Origin of the sequence: uncultured Kocuria sp. (assembly GCF_947500125.1) — a bacterium.
In the GTDB taxonomy this organism is placed as follows: Bacteria; Actinomycetota; Actinomycetes; order Actinomycetales; family Micrococcaceae; genus Kocuria.
Genome location: NZ_CANMRA010000004.1, coordinates 47,166 through 60,770, shown reverse-complemented (window position 1 = coordinate 60,770; position 13,605 = coordinate 47,166). Strand labels below are relative to the sequence as shown.

Here is a 13,605-nt window from a genome sequence, read left to right as displayed (position 1 = left end):
GCAGGACGGGGCCTGCCGTGCGGTAGCCCAGTCTACGCGGTCCCGGCGGGGGCCCGTCCCCGCCGGTCCTCGTACCGGAGGGTCAGAGCGGCCAGCAGGTGGGTGACGCCGATGACCACCGCGGCGGCCCCCACCACCCCGAAGAGCGCCTTAGCGCCGAGGTCCACCACGAGCACGAGGCCCGTGGCGGCGAGGACCGTGACGAGCCCGGCGATGGTCCAGTCGCGGCCCAGGGGGAAAGTCGTGCGGAACCTGAGCCCGAGGGCCAGCTCCGTGAGCCCGGCCAGACCCATGATGGACGCCGCGTAGACCACGAGCCACGCGGGGGTGTCGGCGCCGAGGATCGTGAAGATCCCGCCCAGGAGGTACAGCACGCCGTAGGACTGCGGGATCTGCCGGGTGGGCCCCATGTCCACGTGGTCGTTGCCGTTGAGGCGCAGCTGCAGGAGCACACTCGCCGCGCCCGTGAGCACGAGGTACAGCCCCACGCCCCAGGCCACCACGGGCAGCGTCGGCTCCTGCCAGAACACGGTCACGGCGCCGAAGACCAGGGCCACGAGCGCGCGCAGCAGCGTGGGCGCGAACAGGTCGCGGTGGATGCCGGTGCTCGGGTCGGGGTTCACGGTGCGCCTTTCGAGGGGACGTGCGGGCGGGGAGGCCCCGGCGGAACGGCCCGCGGGGCACGGGTCAGTCTAGCGAGCGGAGCCGTGGCCGGGTGCTGCGAGCACCCGGGCCAGGACCGCGAGGGCGTCCGTCAGGGCGTCGCCCTCCGGGGCGGCACCGGTGGCGCCGAAGCCGACGACGACGCCGCGGCGGCCGCCCCGGGCCCCGTGCGCCCAGTACGAGCCCAGCGCCGCCACCCGCACGCCCGCGGCGGCGGCACGGTCCACGACGTCCTGCTCCTCGAACGGCACCTCCCCGGTGAACTCGAGGACGGCGTGCAGCCCGCCGTCCATGGGCACGGCCCGCACCCCGCGGACCTCCGCGAGGGCCGCGCCGAGCAGGTCCCGCCGGCGCCGGTACTCCCGCCGCATCCGGGCGGTGTGCCGGCGCAGTCCGCCGTCGGACAGGAAACGGGCCATGGCGTCCTGGGCGACCGCGGAGGCCGGGTTGCCCAGGTCCGTGCGCAGCCTCAGGAGGTCCTCCCGGAGGGCGGGCGGGGCCAGCAGGTAGCCGACCCCCAGCCCGGGGACGAGGACCTTGGTGAAGGAGCCCAGCGTGGCCACGTGGCCGCCGGCGCCCAGCAGCCGTCCCGGGGCGGGCGGCTCCGGGACCGCGCCCGGGGCGTGGTCGAGGGAGGACAGCGCGGGGAGCGGCTCGCCCACGTAGCGCAGCTCGGAGTCGTAGTCGTCCTCCACGATCAGCGCGTCGTGGGCGCGCGCCCAGCCGAGCAGCTCGAGCCGGCGGGCGGCGGGCATCGACGCCCCGAGGGGGTACTGGTGGCTGGGGGTCACGATCACGGCGTCCGGGGACCGTTCGACCTCCCACTCCCCCGGGCCGGACCACGCGCCGGACGGGAGACGGGCGGGGTCCAGGCCCTGGTCGTCGATCGGCACCGGCAGCACCTCGTGGCCGAGCCGCTGCGGCACCCGGCGCAGCGAGGGGTAGCCGGGGTCCTCGACGGCGACCCGCAGCCCGCGGCCCGCGTGGCCGCCGAGCACCGCGAGCAGCAGCTGGAGCCCGTCCCGGGCGCCCGCCGTGACGAAGAGGTCCTCGGGGTCCCGGACCACGCCGCGCATCAGCCGCAGGTGCTCGGCGATCTGCTCGCGCAGCGGCTCCGAGCCCTGGGGCGGGGGCGCTCCCGTCCCGGCGGCGGCCGCGGCGTCCCGCCACGCGGCGCGCCACTGCGGGGTGGCCAGCCGCCCGGTGTCGGGCCGTCCCGGCGTGAGGTCGATCATGGGCCGCTCCCGGACCCGGCGCGGCGGCGGCACGGACGGGCGGGGGCCGGGCCGGGCCGCCGGGGGCTCCGCGCGGGAGCGGGCCAGATCGGGGTGGACCACCGTGGCCCCGTTGGTCGCGTGCAGGTATCCCTCGCCGTGGAGCTGGTCGTAGGCGGTGACCACGGAGCCTCGCGAGATCCCCAGCCGGGCGGCGAGCCCGCGCGTCGAGGGCAGCGGGTCCCCGGGGCGCAGGGTCCCCGAGACCACCAGCTCCCGCAGCTGCTGGACGAGCTGGGCAGGCAGCGGCGCGGGGTCGGCGCGGTCCACGCGCACGGGCAGCTCGACGTCGTGGGGGTGTCGCACGGGCCGGCTCCTCGTCCTCCAGAATTTTGGGTGGTCCAACAGATTCTATCGATGGTGGACCTGTCGGTGGACCACTTGCGGCCGGAGGATGGACCTCATGACCGAACTGCAGACCACCCCTGCCCAGAACTCCGCCGGCGACACCGCCCGCACCGCCGCCTCGGACGCGACCCCGCTGACCGGCTCGCCGCTCGTCAAGCGCGGCCTCGCCGACATGCTCAAGGGCGGCGTCATCATGGACGTCGTCACCGCCGAACAGGCCCGCATCGCCGAGGACGCCGGCGCCGTGGCTGTGATGGCCCTCGAGCGCGTGCCGGCGGACATCCGCGCACAGGGCGGCGTGGCCCGCATGTCCGACCCCGACCTGATCGAGGGCATCCAGGCCGCCGTCTCCATCCCCGTCATGGCGAAGGTGCGCATCGGCCACTTCGTGGAGGCGCAGGTGCTCGAGCACCTGAAGGTCGACTACATCGACGAGTCCGAGGTCCTCTCCCCCGCCGACTACGTCAACCACATCGACAAGCAGCGCTTCACCGTCCCGTTCGTGTGCGGGGCCACCAACCTGGGCGAGGCCCTGCGCCGGCTCGCCGAGGGCGCCGCCATGATCCGGTCGAAGGGCGAGGCCGGCACCGGCGACGTCTCCGAGGCCACCAAGCACATCCGCACCATCCGCGGGCAGATCGCCGAGCTGCAGGCCCTCTACCGAATCTCCCCCGACGCCCTCTACGTGAAGGCGAAGGAGCTCGCGGCCTCCTACGACATTGTCCTCGAGGTCGCCCGCACCGGGAAGCTGCCGGTCGTGCTGTTCACCGCCGGCGGCGTGGCCACCCCCGCGGACGCCGCCATGATGATGCAGCTCGGCGCCGACGGCGTGTTCGTGGGCTCCGGGATCTTCAAGTCCGGCAACCCCGCGGCCCGGGCGCAGGCGATCGTGAAGGCCACCGCCTACTTCGACGACCCGGAGAAGATCGCCGAGGCCTCCCGCGGGCTCGGCGAGGCGATGGTCGGCATCAACGTGGGCGACCTCCCGGCCCCGCACCGGCTCGCGGAGCGCGGCTGGTGAGTTCCGCGCCCCGCGTCGGCGTCCTCGCCCTGCAGGGCGGGGTCGCCGAGCACGCCGCGATGCTGCGGGAGCTCGGCGCCGAGCCCGTGCTCGTGAAGACGGCCGAGCAGCTCGCCGGGCTGGACGCGATCGTGCTGCCCGGCGGGGAGTCCTCCACCGTGGACCGGCTGCTGCGCCTGTTCGGGCTGCGGGAGCCGCTGCGGGACGCCGTGCTCGGCGGTCTGCCCACGCTGGGCACGTGCGCCGGGCTGATCCTGCTCGCGTCCGGCATCGAGGACCCCGCCCCCGGCCAGCAGTCCCTCGAGGTCCTGGACGTCACGGTGGCCCGCAACGCGTTCGGCCCCCAGACGGCCTCCGAGGAGGTCGCGCTGGCCTGGGGCGGCGGCGGGGACGTCGTGCGCGCGGCCTTCATCCGGGCCCCCGCGGTGACCCGCGTCGGCGAGGGCGTCGAGGTCCTCGCCCGGCACCGGGGCGCGGTGGTCGCGGTGGCGAGCGGCGCCGTCGTCGGCATCTCGTTCCACCCCGAGCTGACCGGGGAGACCACGGTGCACCGGCACCTGCTCTCTCTCGTGGCCGCCCGGCGCCGGCTCCCCGCCTGACCGGGCCCGCGCGCCCGGCGGCCTCCGCCCCCGGGTGCGCGGGGCGGCTCAGTAGCTGCCGGACGCCCCGCCGCCGGTGAAGCCGCCGCCCCCGCCGAACGAGGACCCGCCCTGTCCGTCGCCGCTCGTGCCACCGCTCGAGCCGCCGGAGTACAGCGCCGGGTTGGCCAGGTAGAGCGGCAGCCACACGGCGGGGTTCGTCACAGCGTCCTGCTTGCGGTGGTGGTAGCGGTACTTCCGGTACGCCGCGCGCTGCTCCTCGGTGAGCCGCAGCTCCGGGTCGCGCTGCCGGGCCGCCCGGAGCTCCTCGTCGGCGATCCGGCGCCGGCGGCGGAGGTCCGCAGCGATCCACCACGCCACCAGCACGCCGACCAGGCCGAAGGCGCCCGCGATCCAGCCCAGCAGCACCCAGTCGAAGGGCTCCTGCGGTGGTTCCCCGCCCTGCGCGTAGACATAGATCTGCTCGACGGCCTCGCCCAGGCCCTGGGCGTAGCGCTCGTCCGCGAAGGCCGGCGCCAGCACGTCGTCGACCACCCGCTGCGCCTCGTCGTCGGAGAAGCTCTCGCGCACCCCGTCCGCCGACTCGATCCGCAGCTCCCGGTCCGCGGTGGCGGCGACCACGAGCACGCCGTTGCCCGCCCCGGCGTCACCCACCTCCCACGCCGTGGCGACCTCGCGAGCGTAGCTCTCGATCGGCCCGTCCGCCTCCTCCACCGTGAGCACGGCGACGCGTGCGGCGTCCGTGGTGACGCTGCGGTCCTCGATCAGGGTGTCGAGCTCCTGTTCCTGCGCGTCCGTCAGGACGTCGGCGGAGTCCAGGACGTTGGACCCGGCCGGCGGGTCCGGGACCTGCACCGGGGCCGAGCACCCGGTGAGCGCGGCGAGGACCAGGGCGGTCACGACGGGTGCTCTGCGGTCCACGGCGCGCTCCCTCCGTCCGCGGCCGGTCCGCGGGCTCGTCCCCAGGATGGCCTGCCGGCGCCGGTCGGGGGATCCCCCCGGAGGCGGAGCTGCGCGGCCGGGCCCCTCCTGCAGGCGGACGGGTCAGTCCTTGCGGCGGTTCGGGACCACCATCACGGGGCCCTCGCCCTCGTTGAGCACGGCCTGCGAGACGGAGCCCATGAGCAGCCCCCGGAACCCGCCGTAGCCGCGGCTGCCGACCACCACGAGCTCCGCCGACCGCCCGGCCTCCACGATCTGGTCCGCGGGCAGGCCGGAGAAGACGAACGTCTGGACGTCCAGGTCCGGGTGGTCCTTCCGGACCGACCCCGCGACCTGGTCCACGAGGGTGCGGGCGGGCTCGGTGAGCTGCTCGCGCACGGCCCGGTCCAGGTCGACGGAGCCCGTCGGCATGCTCAGCGTCTCCGGGACCACGGTGATCAGCGCCAGGCCCGCGCCGTGCCGCTCGGCGTACCGCCCGGCCGCCAGGACGGCCGGGTTGTCCCGTCCGAGCCGGTCCACGCCGACCACCACGCGTCCCGTGAAGGGTCCGGCCGCGCCACGGGCGGCCCTCTCCTGGGGGTCCCAGCGGTCCGGGAGCACGATCACGGGGCACTTCGCGTGCGCGGACACCGCGGCCGTGACGGATCCGAGGCGACCGCGCACCCCGCGGCGGCCGCGGCGCCCGAGCACCAGGGCCGCGGCGTGCTCCGACTCGTGCACGAGCACCCCGGCGGCGTCACCGCGCTCGACCACCGCGAACGCCGTGACGCCGGCGTCCCGGGCCCGGGCGACGGCGGTGCCGGCGATCTTGTCCGCCTCCTCCTCGATCGCCTCCAGGAACGGCCCGTAGAGACTGGGGTCCACGGCGACGGGCCGCCCCATGGAGACCACCACCTTGAGCTCGCCCTCGCGGGCGCCGGCCTCCCGGATCGCCCAGTCGAGGGCGCGCTCGCTGTTCTCGGAGCCGTCGTATCCGACGACGATCTGTTCCGCCATGTGCTGCTGCTCCCTGAGGTCGCCGTGGGGGTGGGGTGCCGGGAAGGCGTGCTCAGGAGCGGTGCGCGGGCACCACCATGACCGAGCCGGTGGCGTTCTCCAGCACCGCCTGGGACACCGAGCCGAGCAGCAGCCCCCGGAAGCCGCCGATGCCGCGGGAGCCCACCACGACCAGGTCCGCGGAGTGGGTGGCGTTCATCAGGATGCGGGCCGGGCGGCCCACGAAGATGTGGTGCTCCACCGTCAGCTCGGGGTGCTGCGCGGCGATCTCGTCCGAGATCTGGGTGAGCTTCTGGTCGGCCTCGTGGAAGTACCGGGCCTGATTGAACTCGTCCTGGAACCAGGACGGCGTGCCGGACAGGGCGCCGTTCACGGAGACCAGCGCCAGGGCCTTGCCGTGCTCCTGGGCGTACGCCACGGCCTTCCCCAGCGCCGGGCTGCGCGAGCCGAGGGCGTCCAGGCCCACGACCACCCGGCCGGTGAAGTCGATCTCGTCCGCCTTGACCGGCCCCTCGGCCTCCAGCGCGAAGTCGCCCGCGCTGCCGCCGCGCCGTTCGGTGTGCCGTTCGGTGTGCCGGCTCTCCGCGGCCTCGGGGACGATGATGACCGGGCATTTGGCGTGCGCCGCGACCGCCGCGGACACGGAGCCCAGCCGGCCGCGCAGCGCACCGCCGCGGCCGCGCTTGCCCATGACCACGAGGGCGGCCTCGCCCGACTGCTCCACGACGGCCTTGGCGGCGTCCCCGGCCGCCTCCACGACCTCGACGGGCAGCCCCGCCTGCTCCACGGTCTGCCGGGCCTCCGCCAGGTGGTCGGCGTTCTCCTTCATGACGGCCTCGGTGAACCGCATCTCGAGCCCGGGGTCCCCGACCCCGATGACCGGGTAGGCGCCCAGCAGGCGCACCGTCAGGTCCTGGGCCCGGGCCTCGTCGAGGGCTCGCTCGAGCGCGTGCCGGGCCTGGTCGGAGCCGTCGATGCCGACGAGCACCACGTTGTGCCCGGAGTCGGCGGTGGACTGGTTCTCTGCGCGGGAATCACTGTTCATGTCTGCATCGTAGGTGATCCGCCCCACATCCCTCGGGTGCGCTCCCGCTTGTTACCGAGCGTTCCGGAGCAGCCAGGAGTCGCCGCGGGCGCGCAGCCCCAGGGTCAGGGCGCGGGCCCCCAGGTAGCCGCCGGCGTAGGCGGCCCACAGCCACACGAACCCACCGGTCCCCGCCCCGGCGAGGAGCGCGACGAGCACCAGCAGCGGGGCGTAGACCGCGAGGTTGAGCACCCCCGCCACCGCGAGGTAGCGGGCGTCCCCGGCCCCGATGAGCACGCCGTCCAGGACGAACACGTAGGCCGCCAGCGGCTGGCCGACCGCCACCACCAGCAGGGCCGCCGCGAACAGGGCCTGCACCGCGGGATCGGGGCTGAGCAGGAAGCCCAGGCGCGTGCCGACCAAGGCCACGACGAGGCCCGTCACCACGCCGAAGCCGAGCCCCCACAGGACCAGCCGGTTCATCAGGGCCCGGATCGCCCGGCGCTGCGCGGGGTCCTCGACGTCCCGCGCCCCCATGTCCCGGCCCAGCAGCGCCTGCGCGGCGATCGCGAGGGCGTCGAGGGCGAACGCCAGGAAGTTGAACACCGTCATCACGAGCTGGTGCGCCGCGAGGTTCTGGGCGCCCTGCCCTGTGACCACCAGGACGGTCGCGAGGATGGCCACCCGCAGGGAGACGGTGCGGAGCATCAGCCAGGAGCCCACGGTGAGGTGCGAGCGCAGCCGCGGCCACGTGGTCGCGGGCCCCACGCCGTGCTCGCGGGCGAGCCGGCGGAGGATCCGCAGGTACGCCAGCGCCATGGCCCACTGCACGGCGCTCGTGCCGATCGCCGCGCCGGCCACCCCCAGGCCGGCGCCGTGGACGAGCAGGAGGTTGAGCCCCGCGTTGGCCGCGGCCCCGATCCCCGCGATGAGCAGGGGGGTCCTGGTGTCCTGGAGCCCGCGCAGCACCCCGGTGGCCGCGAGCACCAGGAGCATGGCGGTCAGCCCGGGCAGGGACCAGTGCAGGTAGACGACGCCGTGCTCCAGCACCTCGCCGCGCGCGCCCATCAGCGCCAGCAACGGTCGGCCCGCCGCCCAGCCCGCGGCGGACAGGAGCAGGCCGAGCCCCGCGGCCACCCACAGTCCGTCCCGCCCCACCGCCACGGCCTCCTGCAGCCGGCCGGCGCCGAGGTGCCGGGCGACCGCCGGGGTGGTGCTGTAGGCGAGGAAGACCATGAGCCCCACGACCGTCTGCAGGACGGCCGCGGCCACGCCCACGCCGGCGAGCTGAGGAGTGCCGAGGTGGCCGACGATCGCGGAGTCCGCCAGCAGGAACAGCGGCTCGGCCACGAGCGCCCCGAAGGCGGGCACGGCCAGGGCCAGAATCTGCCGGTTGAGGCCGCGGGGGCGGGAGGTCGTGGTCACCGGTCCAGGCTACCGACGACCTCCCGCCCCCGCGGCGCACCACCGGACGGGGTGGTGCCCGTCAGGGGGCGGTGCTCAGAACGGGTAGTGCGGGACGTCCGGGCTGATCGTGATCCACTGCGTCTCGGTGAACGCGTCGATGTTGGCGGTCGGCCCGCCGAAGCGGGAGCCGGTGCCCGAGGCGCCCGTGCCGCCGAAGGGGGCGTTGGCCTCGTCGGCGACCGTCATCTCGTTGATGTGGATCTTGCCGGAGCGGATCCGGTCGGCGATCTTCATGGCCTCGCCGACCTCCCCGATGATGGACACCGAGAGGCCGTACTCGGAGGCGTTGGCGAACTCCACGGCCTCCTCGGCGCTGCTGACCTTCATCACGGGTGCCACCGGCCCGAAGATCTCGTCCTTCCACGCCGTCATCTCGTGGGTGAGGTCGGCGAGCACGGTGGGCCGGTAGAACAGCCCGTCGTGGGAGCCGCCGGCGACCACCCGGGCGCCGGCGATGGCGGTCTCCTGCACGATCGCGTCGATGGACTTGAGCTGGCGCTCGTCGATGATCGGGCCCAGGTGCACGGGTCCCGCGGAGGGGTCCCCGACCACCAGCGCCTCCGCCTTCGCCGCGAGCTTGTCCACGTACTCGTCGTGCAGGTCCTCGTGCACCAGGTGGCGCCCGGTGGTCATGCAGATCTGGCCCTGGTGGAAGAAGGAGCCCATCGCCCCGACCCCGGCGGCCAGGTCCACGTCGGCACCCGGCAGGACGATGACCACGTTGTTGCCGCCGAGCTCCAGGTGGGCGCGCTTGAGGTGCTGCGCCGCGGCCGCGCCCACGTGCCGTCCCGCCGCCGTGGACCCGGTGAAGGACACGATGTCCACCTGCGGGGCCTCGACCGTGGCGGCGCCGACGTCACCGCCGCCGGGCAGCAGCTGCAGGACGCCGGGCGGCAGCCCGGCCTCCTCGAACACGCGCATGATGAGCGCGCCACCGGTGACCGAGGTGCGGGGGTCCGGCTTGAGCAGCACCGCGTTGCCCAGGGCCAGGGCGGGTGCCACCGAGCGGATCGAGAGGATCAGCGGGAAGTTGAACGGCGAGATCACCGAGACCACCCCGGCCGGCACCCGGCGGGACAGCGACCAGTGCGGGGCGTCGGAGGGCAGGTACTCCCCGTGCGGGTGGGTCGGCAGCGCGGAGGACTCGTAGCACTCCGCGGCCGCGACCGAGGCCTCCAGCCCGGCCTTGGGCTGGATCGCCCCGGTCTCCCGGACCACCCAGTCCATGACCTCCTCGGCGTGCTCCTCGAACAGGAGGCCGGCGCGGCGCAGCACCGCGGCGCGCTCGGAGGGCTTCAGCGCCGCCCACTCCTTCTGGGCCGCCGCGGCCTTCTCCGCCGCCTCGTACACGTCCTCGGGGGACGCGAAGCCGATCTGCCCCAGCGTCTCGTCCGTCGACGGGTTTTTGACGTCCTCGGTGCCGCCGCGGCCTTCGCGCCACCCGTTGACGTAGATCTTTCCGGTCCACTCCGATGTGTCCAGCAGTGCCATGGGTCGAACTCCTCGGGTTCCGGCCGCGGGTCGGACCACCGGACGGCGGGGTGACCCACGGCACACGTGCAGTGGGGATTATTCTGCGCCTTCCTGGGAGCGCGCCCGGAGCGGGGCGCGCCGGGCGTCCTCAGAGGCCCCGGAGGCGGTCCATCTCCCGGCGGTCCTTCTTGGTGGGCCGGCCCGTGCCCCGGTCCCGCCGCGGGACGGCCGCGTGCAGCGCGGGGGGCGGGGGCGGGCTGTGGTCGACGTAGGCCTTCGCTGCCACGGGCGCCCCGACCCGCTTGGTCAGCAGCTGCACCACCTCGAGGACCTGCTCGTGGCCGGGGCGCCGCACGGCGACCCGCTGGCCGGGCCGCACCGGCTGGGCGGCCTTGACCGAGGTGCCGTCGATCTTCACGTGGCCGGCACGGCACGCGGCCGTGGCGGCGGATCGGGTCTTGAACACGCGGACCGCCCACAGCCACACGTCCACGCGCACGCTCGCCGGCGCCGCCGCCGTCATCGCCGCCCCTCCGGGGCCGGGAAGTCGTCCGTCCGAGTCATGGGCCCATTGTGCCGAAGATTGCGGAGGCGGGAGGACGCGGCCCCGGAGCCGCGTGGGCGGCAGTGGGGACAGCCGATGTGCTACCGACCAGTGGTGCGCAACACAACGGCAACCCCGGACGCCCTACACTGAGGCTCATTCAGCAGTGGGTCCCGCCCGGCACTGCGCCGCGCCGGGCGCGAGGACCGACCACCTCCCGACAGAAGGACAGATCCATGAAGAGCAGGTTCCACGGGGCAGCGACCCTGTCCGTGCTGGCCGTCTCCGCGCTGACCCTGAGCGCGTGCACGAGCACCGGAGGGGGCGAGGAGGCCGCCGGCGAGGGCGAGCTGAACCTGATCAGCCCGGGGACCCTCACGGTCTGCTCGGACATCCCCTACGCCCCCTTCGAGTACGTCGAGGACGGCGAGACCGTGGGCTTCGACATCGACCTGGTCAACCGGATCGCCGAGGACCTCGGCGTGGAGTCGAACGTCATCACCACGCCCTTCGAGGCCATCGAGACCGGCTCCGCGCTGGACACCGACCAGTGCGACCTCGCCGCGTCCGGCATGACCATCAACGAGGAGCGCGAGTCGGTGATGGACTTCTCCGACCCCTACCTCGAGGACAACCTCGCCCTGCTGGTCGCGCCCGACTCCGGCATCGGATCCGTGGCGGACATCGAGGGCCAGCGCGTGGGCGCGCAGCAGGCCACGACCGGCGAGGACTACGCCCGGGAGAACGGCGCGGACGTCGTCCAGTACGAGACCTCGTCGCTGATGATCCAGGGGCTCAACACCGATGACGTCAAGGCCGTGCTCGGCAACATCTCCGTGACCGGCCCCGCCATCGCGGACAACCCCGAGCTGGAGCTGGTCGAGGAGATCGAGACCGGCGAGCAGCTCGGCCTGGCCGTGAAGACGGGCAACACGGCCCTGCTGGAGCGGGTGAACGAGTCGCTGGCCACCATGGAGGAGGACGGCACCCTCGACCAGCTCAAGGCCGAGTGGCTGGGCACCGCGGACTCCGAGGGCGCGGACTCCTCGGCGAGCCCGGAGCCGGCCGCGAGCTGACCCACCGAGCACCCGCCGGGCGGGTGTGACGAGCACCACGGACGCCGTGGCCCGCGCGAGGCGGGCCACGGCGCCGTCGTCCGTAGGCTGGAGCCGGGCGGACCCCGCCGCCCCGCGCCTTCCGCCCCGCCACGACGACAGGGGAAGCTCCCGTGACCACCGCCTCCGGCCTCGAGCTTCAGCACGTCCACCCCGGCGTCCGCCCGCAGGACGACCTGTACCGCCACGTCAACGGCGGCTGGATCGAGGCGCACGAGCTGCCGGAGGACCGCGCGTTCGACGGCGCCTCCGCGATCCTCACCGACCTGAACACGCAGCGGGTCCACGAGATCGTGCAGGGGGCCCCGGCCGGGTCGCGGATGGGCACGCTGTACCGCTCGTTCCTCGACGAGGAGGAGATCGAGCGCCGCGGGAGGGCCGCCCTGGCCCCGGATCTCGCGGTGCTCGACGCCGCCCGGGGGAAGGAGGGGCTCGCCCGCGCCTCGGCGGCCCTGCACCGCACCGGTGTGGACGGGCCGCTGTCCTTCTTCGTGGAGAACGACTCCCGGGACTCGTCCCGCTACTCGTTCTTCCTGCGCCAGGACGGGCTGTCCCTGCCCACGGACAGCTACTACACGGACCCGCTGCACGAGCGGCTGCGCACGGCGTTCACGGCCCACGTCGCGGCGATGCTCGAGCTGGCGGGCCTGCCCGGGCGCTGGGGCGTGCCGGCCGGGGACGCCGCGGCGGCCGTGCTCGCCATGGAGACGCAGCTCGCCGCCGCCCACTGGGACACCGTCTCCGCGCGCGACGTCGAGGAGATGTACAACCCCGTGGACCTGCCCGGTCTGGAGGCCATGGCGCCCGGATTCCCGTGGGCGGCGTGGTTCGAGGGCACCGCCCCGGAGCACGGTGCGGGGATCGTCGACCGGGTCATCGTGCGCCAGCCGTCCTTCGTGGCGCAGCTGGGCCGGCTGTGGCAGGAGTGGCCGGAGGAGCAGATCCGGATCTGGCAGTCGTGGCGGATCGTCTCCAAGCGCGCCCCGTTCCTGCCCCGGCCGTTCGTCGAGGAGAACTTCCGGTTCTACAGCACCGCCCTGTCCGGGATCACCCGCCCCCGCGAGCGGTGGAAGCGGGCCGAGTTCCTCGTCACCCGGGTCCTGGGCGACGACGTGGCGCGCGAGTACGTGGCCCGCTGGTTCCCGCCGGCGCACAAGGCCCGGGTGGAGCAGCTCGTGGAGCACCTCCTGGCCGCGTACCGGGAGCGGATCTCCCGGCTGGAGTGGATGTCGAGGGCCACCCGGGCCCGCGCCCTGGAGAAGCTGTCCACGTTCTCGGTCAAGGTCGGCTACCCCGAGACCTGGCGGGACTACTCCTCGCTGCGGCTGGATCCCGCGGACCTGCTCGGCAACGTCCGGGCGGGGCTGGCGCTGGAGCACGACCGCAGCGTCGGGAAGATGGGCACGCCCGTGGACCGCGGCGAGTGGTTCCTCTACCCTCACTGGGTCAACGCCTACTTCCACCCCGTGCTCAACGAGGTGGTCTTCCCCGCGGGGATCCTGCAGCCGCCCTTCTTCGACATCGACGCCGACGACGCCGTGTGCTACGGCGCGATCGGCTCCGTGATCGGCCACGAGATCGGCCACGGCTTCGACGACCAGGGCGCGAAGTACGACGCCCGGGGCCACCTGGAGAACTGGTGGACCGACGAGGACCGCGCGGAGTTCGCCCGGCGCACCGCCGCGCTCGTGGCGCAGTACGACGGCTGCACGCCGCGCGGGCTGGACCCGGACCGCCACCACGTCAGCGGGGCCTTCACGGTGGGCGAGAACCTCGGGGACCTCGGCGGGCTGGAGATCGCCCTGGTGGCCTACCGGATGTCCCTGGCCGAGCGGGGCCTGGACCAGGACGGCGCGCCGGAGCTCGACGGGCTGACCGGCGCGGAACGCTTCTTCTACGCCTACGCGGCGCTGTGGCGCTCGACCGCCCGGGAGCAGGAGCTGGTCAACCGGCTGGCCACCGACCCGCACGCCCCGGACGAGTTCCGCTGCAACAGGGTGGTGCAGAACATGTTCGCGTTCCACGACACCTTCGGCACCCGCCCCGGGGACGGCCTGTGGCTGCCCCCGGAGGACCGCGTGAACATCTGGTGACCCGCAGGTCCCCTTCCCGCGGGACGGCACGTGCCGGCGACCGAGC

The 13,605-nt window shown here is 74.4% G+C and carries 12 protein-coding genes; 4 read left to right on the top strand and 8 right to left on the bottom strand.

The genetic code is table 11. The features are described 5' to 3' along the window. Positions 1-32: 32 nt before the first annotated feature. Positions 33-623: a DUF308 domain-containing protein gene (locus Q0817_RS03870; protein ID WP_298584603.1), complete on the bottom strand. Its 591-nt coding sequence runs from the start codon at positions 621-623 to the stop codon at positions 33-35. A gap of 69 nt (positions 624-692) precedes the next feature. Then, positions 693-2,243: a PLP-dependent aminotransferase family protein gene (locus Q0817_RS03865; RefSeq protein ID WP_298584601.1), complete on the bottom strand. Its 1,551-nt coding sequence runs from the start codon at positions 2,241-2,243 to the stop codon at positions 693-695. Positions 2,244-2,340: 97 nt separating this feature from the next. On the opposite strand from Q0817_RS03865, the gene pdxS reads away from it, so the two are divergent. Then, positions 2,341-3,306 carry a pyridoxal 5'-phosphate synthase lyase subunit PdxS gene (gene pdxS, locus Q0817_RS03860; RefSeq protein ID WP_298584599.1) on the top strand — a complete coding sequence of 322 codons (966 nt, stop codon included), beginning with the start codon at positions 2,341-2,343 and terminating at the stop codon, positions 3,304-3,306. Next, positions 3,303-3,905, top strand: a complete 603-nt coding sequence (gene pdxT / locus Q0817_RS03855) for a pyridoxal 5'-phosphate synthase glutaminase subunit PdxT (protein WP_298584597.1) — start codon at positions 3,303-3,305, stop codon at positions 3,903-3,905. The genes pdxS and pdxT overlap by 4 nt, the downstream gene beginning before the upstream one ends. A gap of 48 nt (positions 3,906-3,953) precedes the next feature. Here pdxT and Q0817_RS03850 read toward each other — a convergent pair whose 3' ends face one another. The 6 genes from Q0817_RS03850 to Q0817_RS03825 all read right to left on the bottom strand — a co-directional run bounded on the left by Q0817_RS03850 (position 3,954) and on the right by Q0817_RS03825 (position 10,330). Beyond that, positions 3,954-4,826 (bottom strand): YgcG family protein, encoded by an 873-nt coding sequence (locus tag Q0817_RS03850; RefSeq protein ID WP_298584595.1) that lies wholly within the window; start codon positions 4,824-4,826, stop codon positions 3,954-3,956. Positions 4,827-4,949: 123 nt separating this feature from the next. Next, complete coding sequence (locus Q0817_RS03845) at positions 4,950-5,843, bottom strand: universal stress protein (RefSeq protein WP_298584593.1); 894 nt, start codon at positions 5,841-5,843, stop codon at positions 4,950-4,952. Positions 5,844-5,895: 52 nt separating this feature from the next. Further along, positions 5,896-6,888, bottom strand: a complete 993-nt coding sequence (locus Q0817_RS03840) for a universal stress protein (protein WP_298584591.1) — start codon at positions 6,886-6,888, stop codon at positions 5,896-5,898. Between the two features lie 51 nt (positions 6,889-6,939). Next, positions 6,940-8,292 carry an MATE family efflux transporter gene (locus Q0817_RS03835; RefSeq protein WP_298584589.1) on the bottom strand — a complete coding sequence of 451 codons (1,353 nt, stop codon included), beginning with the start codon at positions 8,290-8,292 and terminating at the stop codon, positions 6,940-6,942. Between the two features lie 75 nt (positions 8,293-8,367). Continuing rightward, the gene (locus Q0817_RS03830; RefSeq protein WP_298584587.1) at positions 8,368-9,825 is read right to left on the bottom strand and encodes a benzaldehyde dehydrogenase; all 1,458 of its coding nucleotides are present in this window, start codon (positions 9,823-9,825) and stop codon (positions 8,368-8,370) included. Positions 9,826-9,955: 130 nt separating this feature from the next. After that, complete coding sequence (locus Q0817_RS03825; RefSeq protein WP_298584585.1) at positions 9,956-10,330, bottom strand: RNA-binding S4 domain-containing protein; 375 nt, start codon at positions 10,328-10,330, stop codon at positions 9,956-9,958. A gap of 257 nt (positions 10,331-10,587) precedes the next feature. Here Q0817_RS03825 and Q0817_RS03820 point away from each other — a divergent pair, with 257 nt between their 5' ends. Together Q0817_RS03820 and Q0817_RS03815 are read left to right on the top strand one after the other, a co-directional pair. Continuing rightward, positions 10,588-11,427 carry a transporter substrate-binding domain-containing protein gene (locus Q0817_RS03820; protein ID WP_298584583.1) on the top strand — a complete coding sequence of 280 codons (840 nt, stop codon included), beginning with the start codon at positions 10,588-10,590 and terminating at the stop codon, positions 11,425-11,427. A 152-nt stretch (positions 11,428-11,579) separates the two neighbouring features. Continuing rightward, positions 11,580-13,559 (top strand): M13 family metallopeptidase, encoded by a 1,980-nt coding sequence (locus tag Q0817_RS03815; RefSeq protein ID WP_298584581.1) that lies wholly within the window; start codon positions 11,580-11,582, stop codon positions 13,557-13,559. Positions 13,560-13,605: the final 46 nt, after the last annotated feature.

Excerpts from the sequence above, each read along its gene's own strand:
- pdxS (WP_298584599.1), top strand. The coding sequence starts at position 2,341 with ATGACCGAACTGCAGACCACCCCTGCCCAGAACTCCGCCGGCGACACC.
- Q0817_RS03845 (WP_298584593.1), bottom strand. The coding sequence starts at position 5,843 with ATGGCGGAACAGATCGTCGTCGGATACGACGGCTCCGAGAACAGCGAG.
- Q0817_RS03840 (WP_298584591.1), bottom strand. The coding sequence starts at position 6,888 with ATGAACAGTGATTCCCGCGCAGAGAACCAGTCCACCGCCGACTCCGGG.
- Q0817_RS03830 (WP_298584587.1), bottom strand. The coding sequence starts at position 9,825 with ATGGCACTGCTGGACACATCGGAGTGGACCGGAAAGATCTACGTCAAC.
- Q0817_RS03825 (WP_298584585.1), bottom strand. The coding sequence starts at position 10,330 with ATGACGGCGGCGGCGCCGGCGAGCGTGCGCGTGGACGTGTGGCTGTGG.
- Q0817_RS03820 (WP_298584583.1), top strand. The coding sequence starts at position 10,588 with ATGAAGAGCAGGTTCCACGGGGCAGCGACCCTGTCCGTGCTGGCCGTC.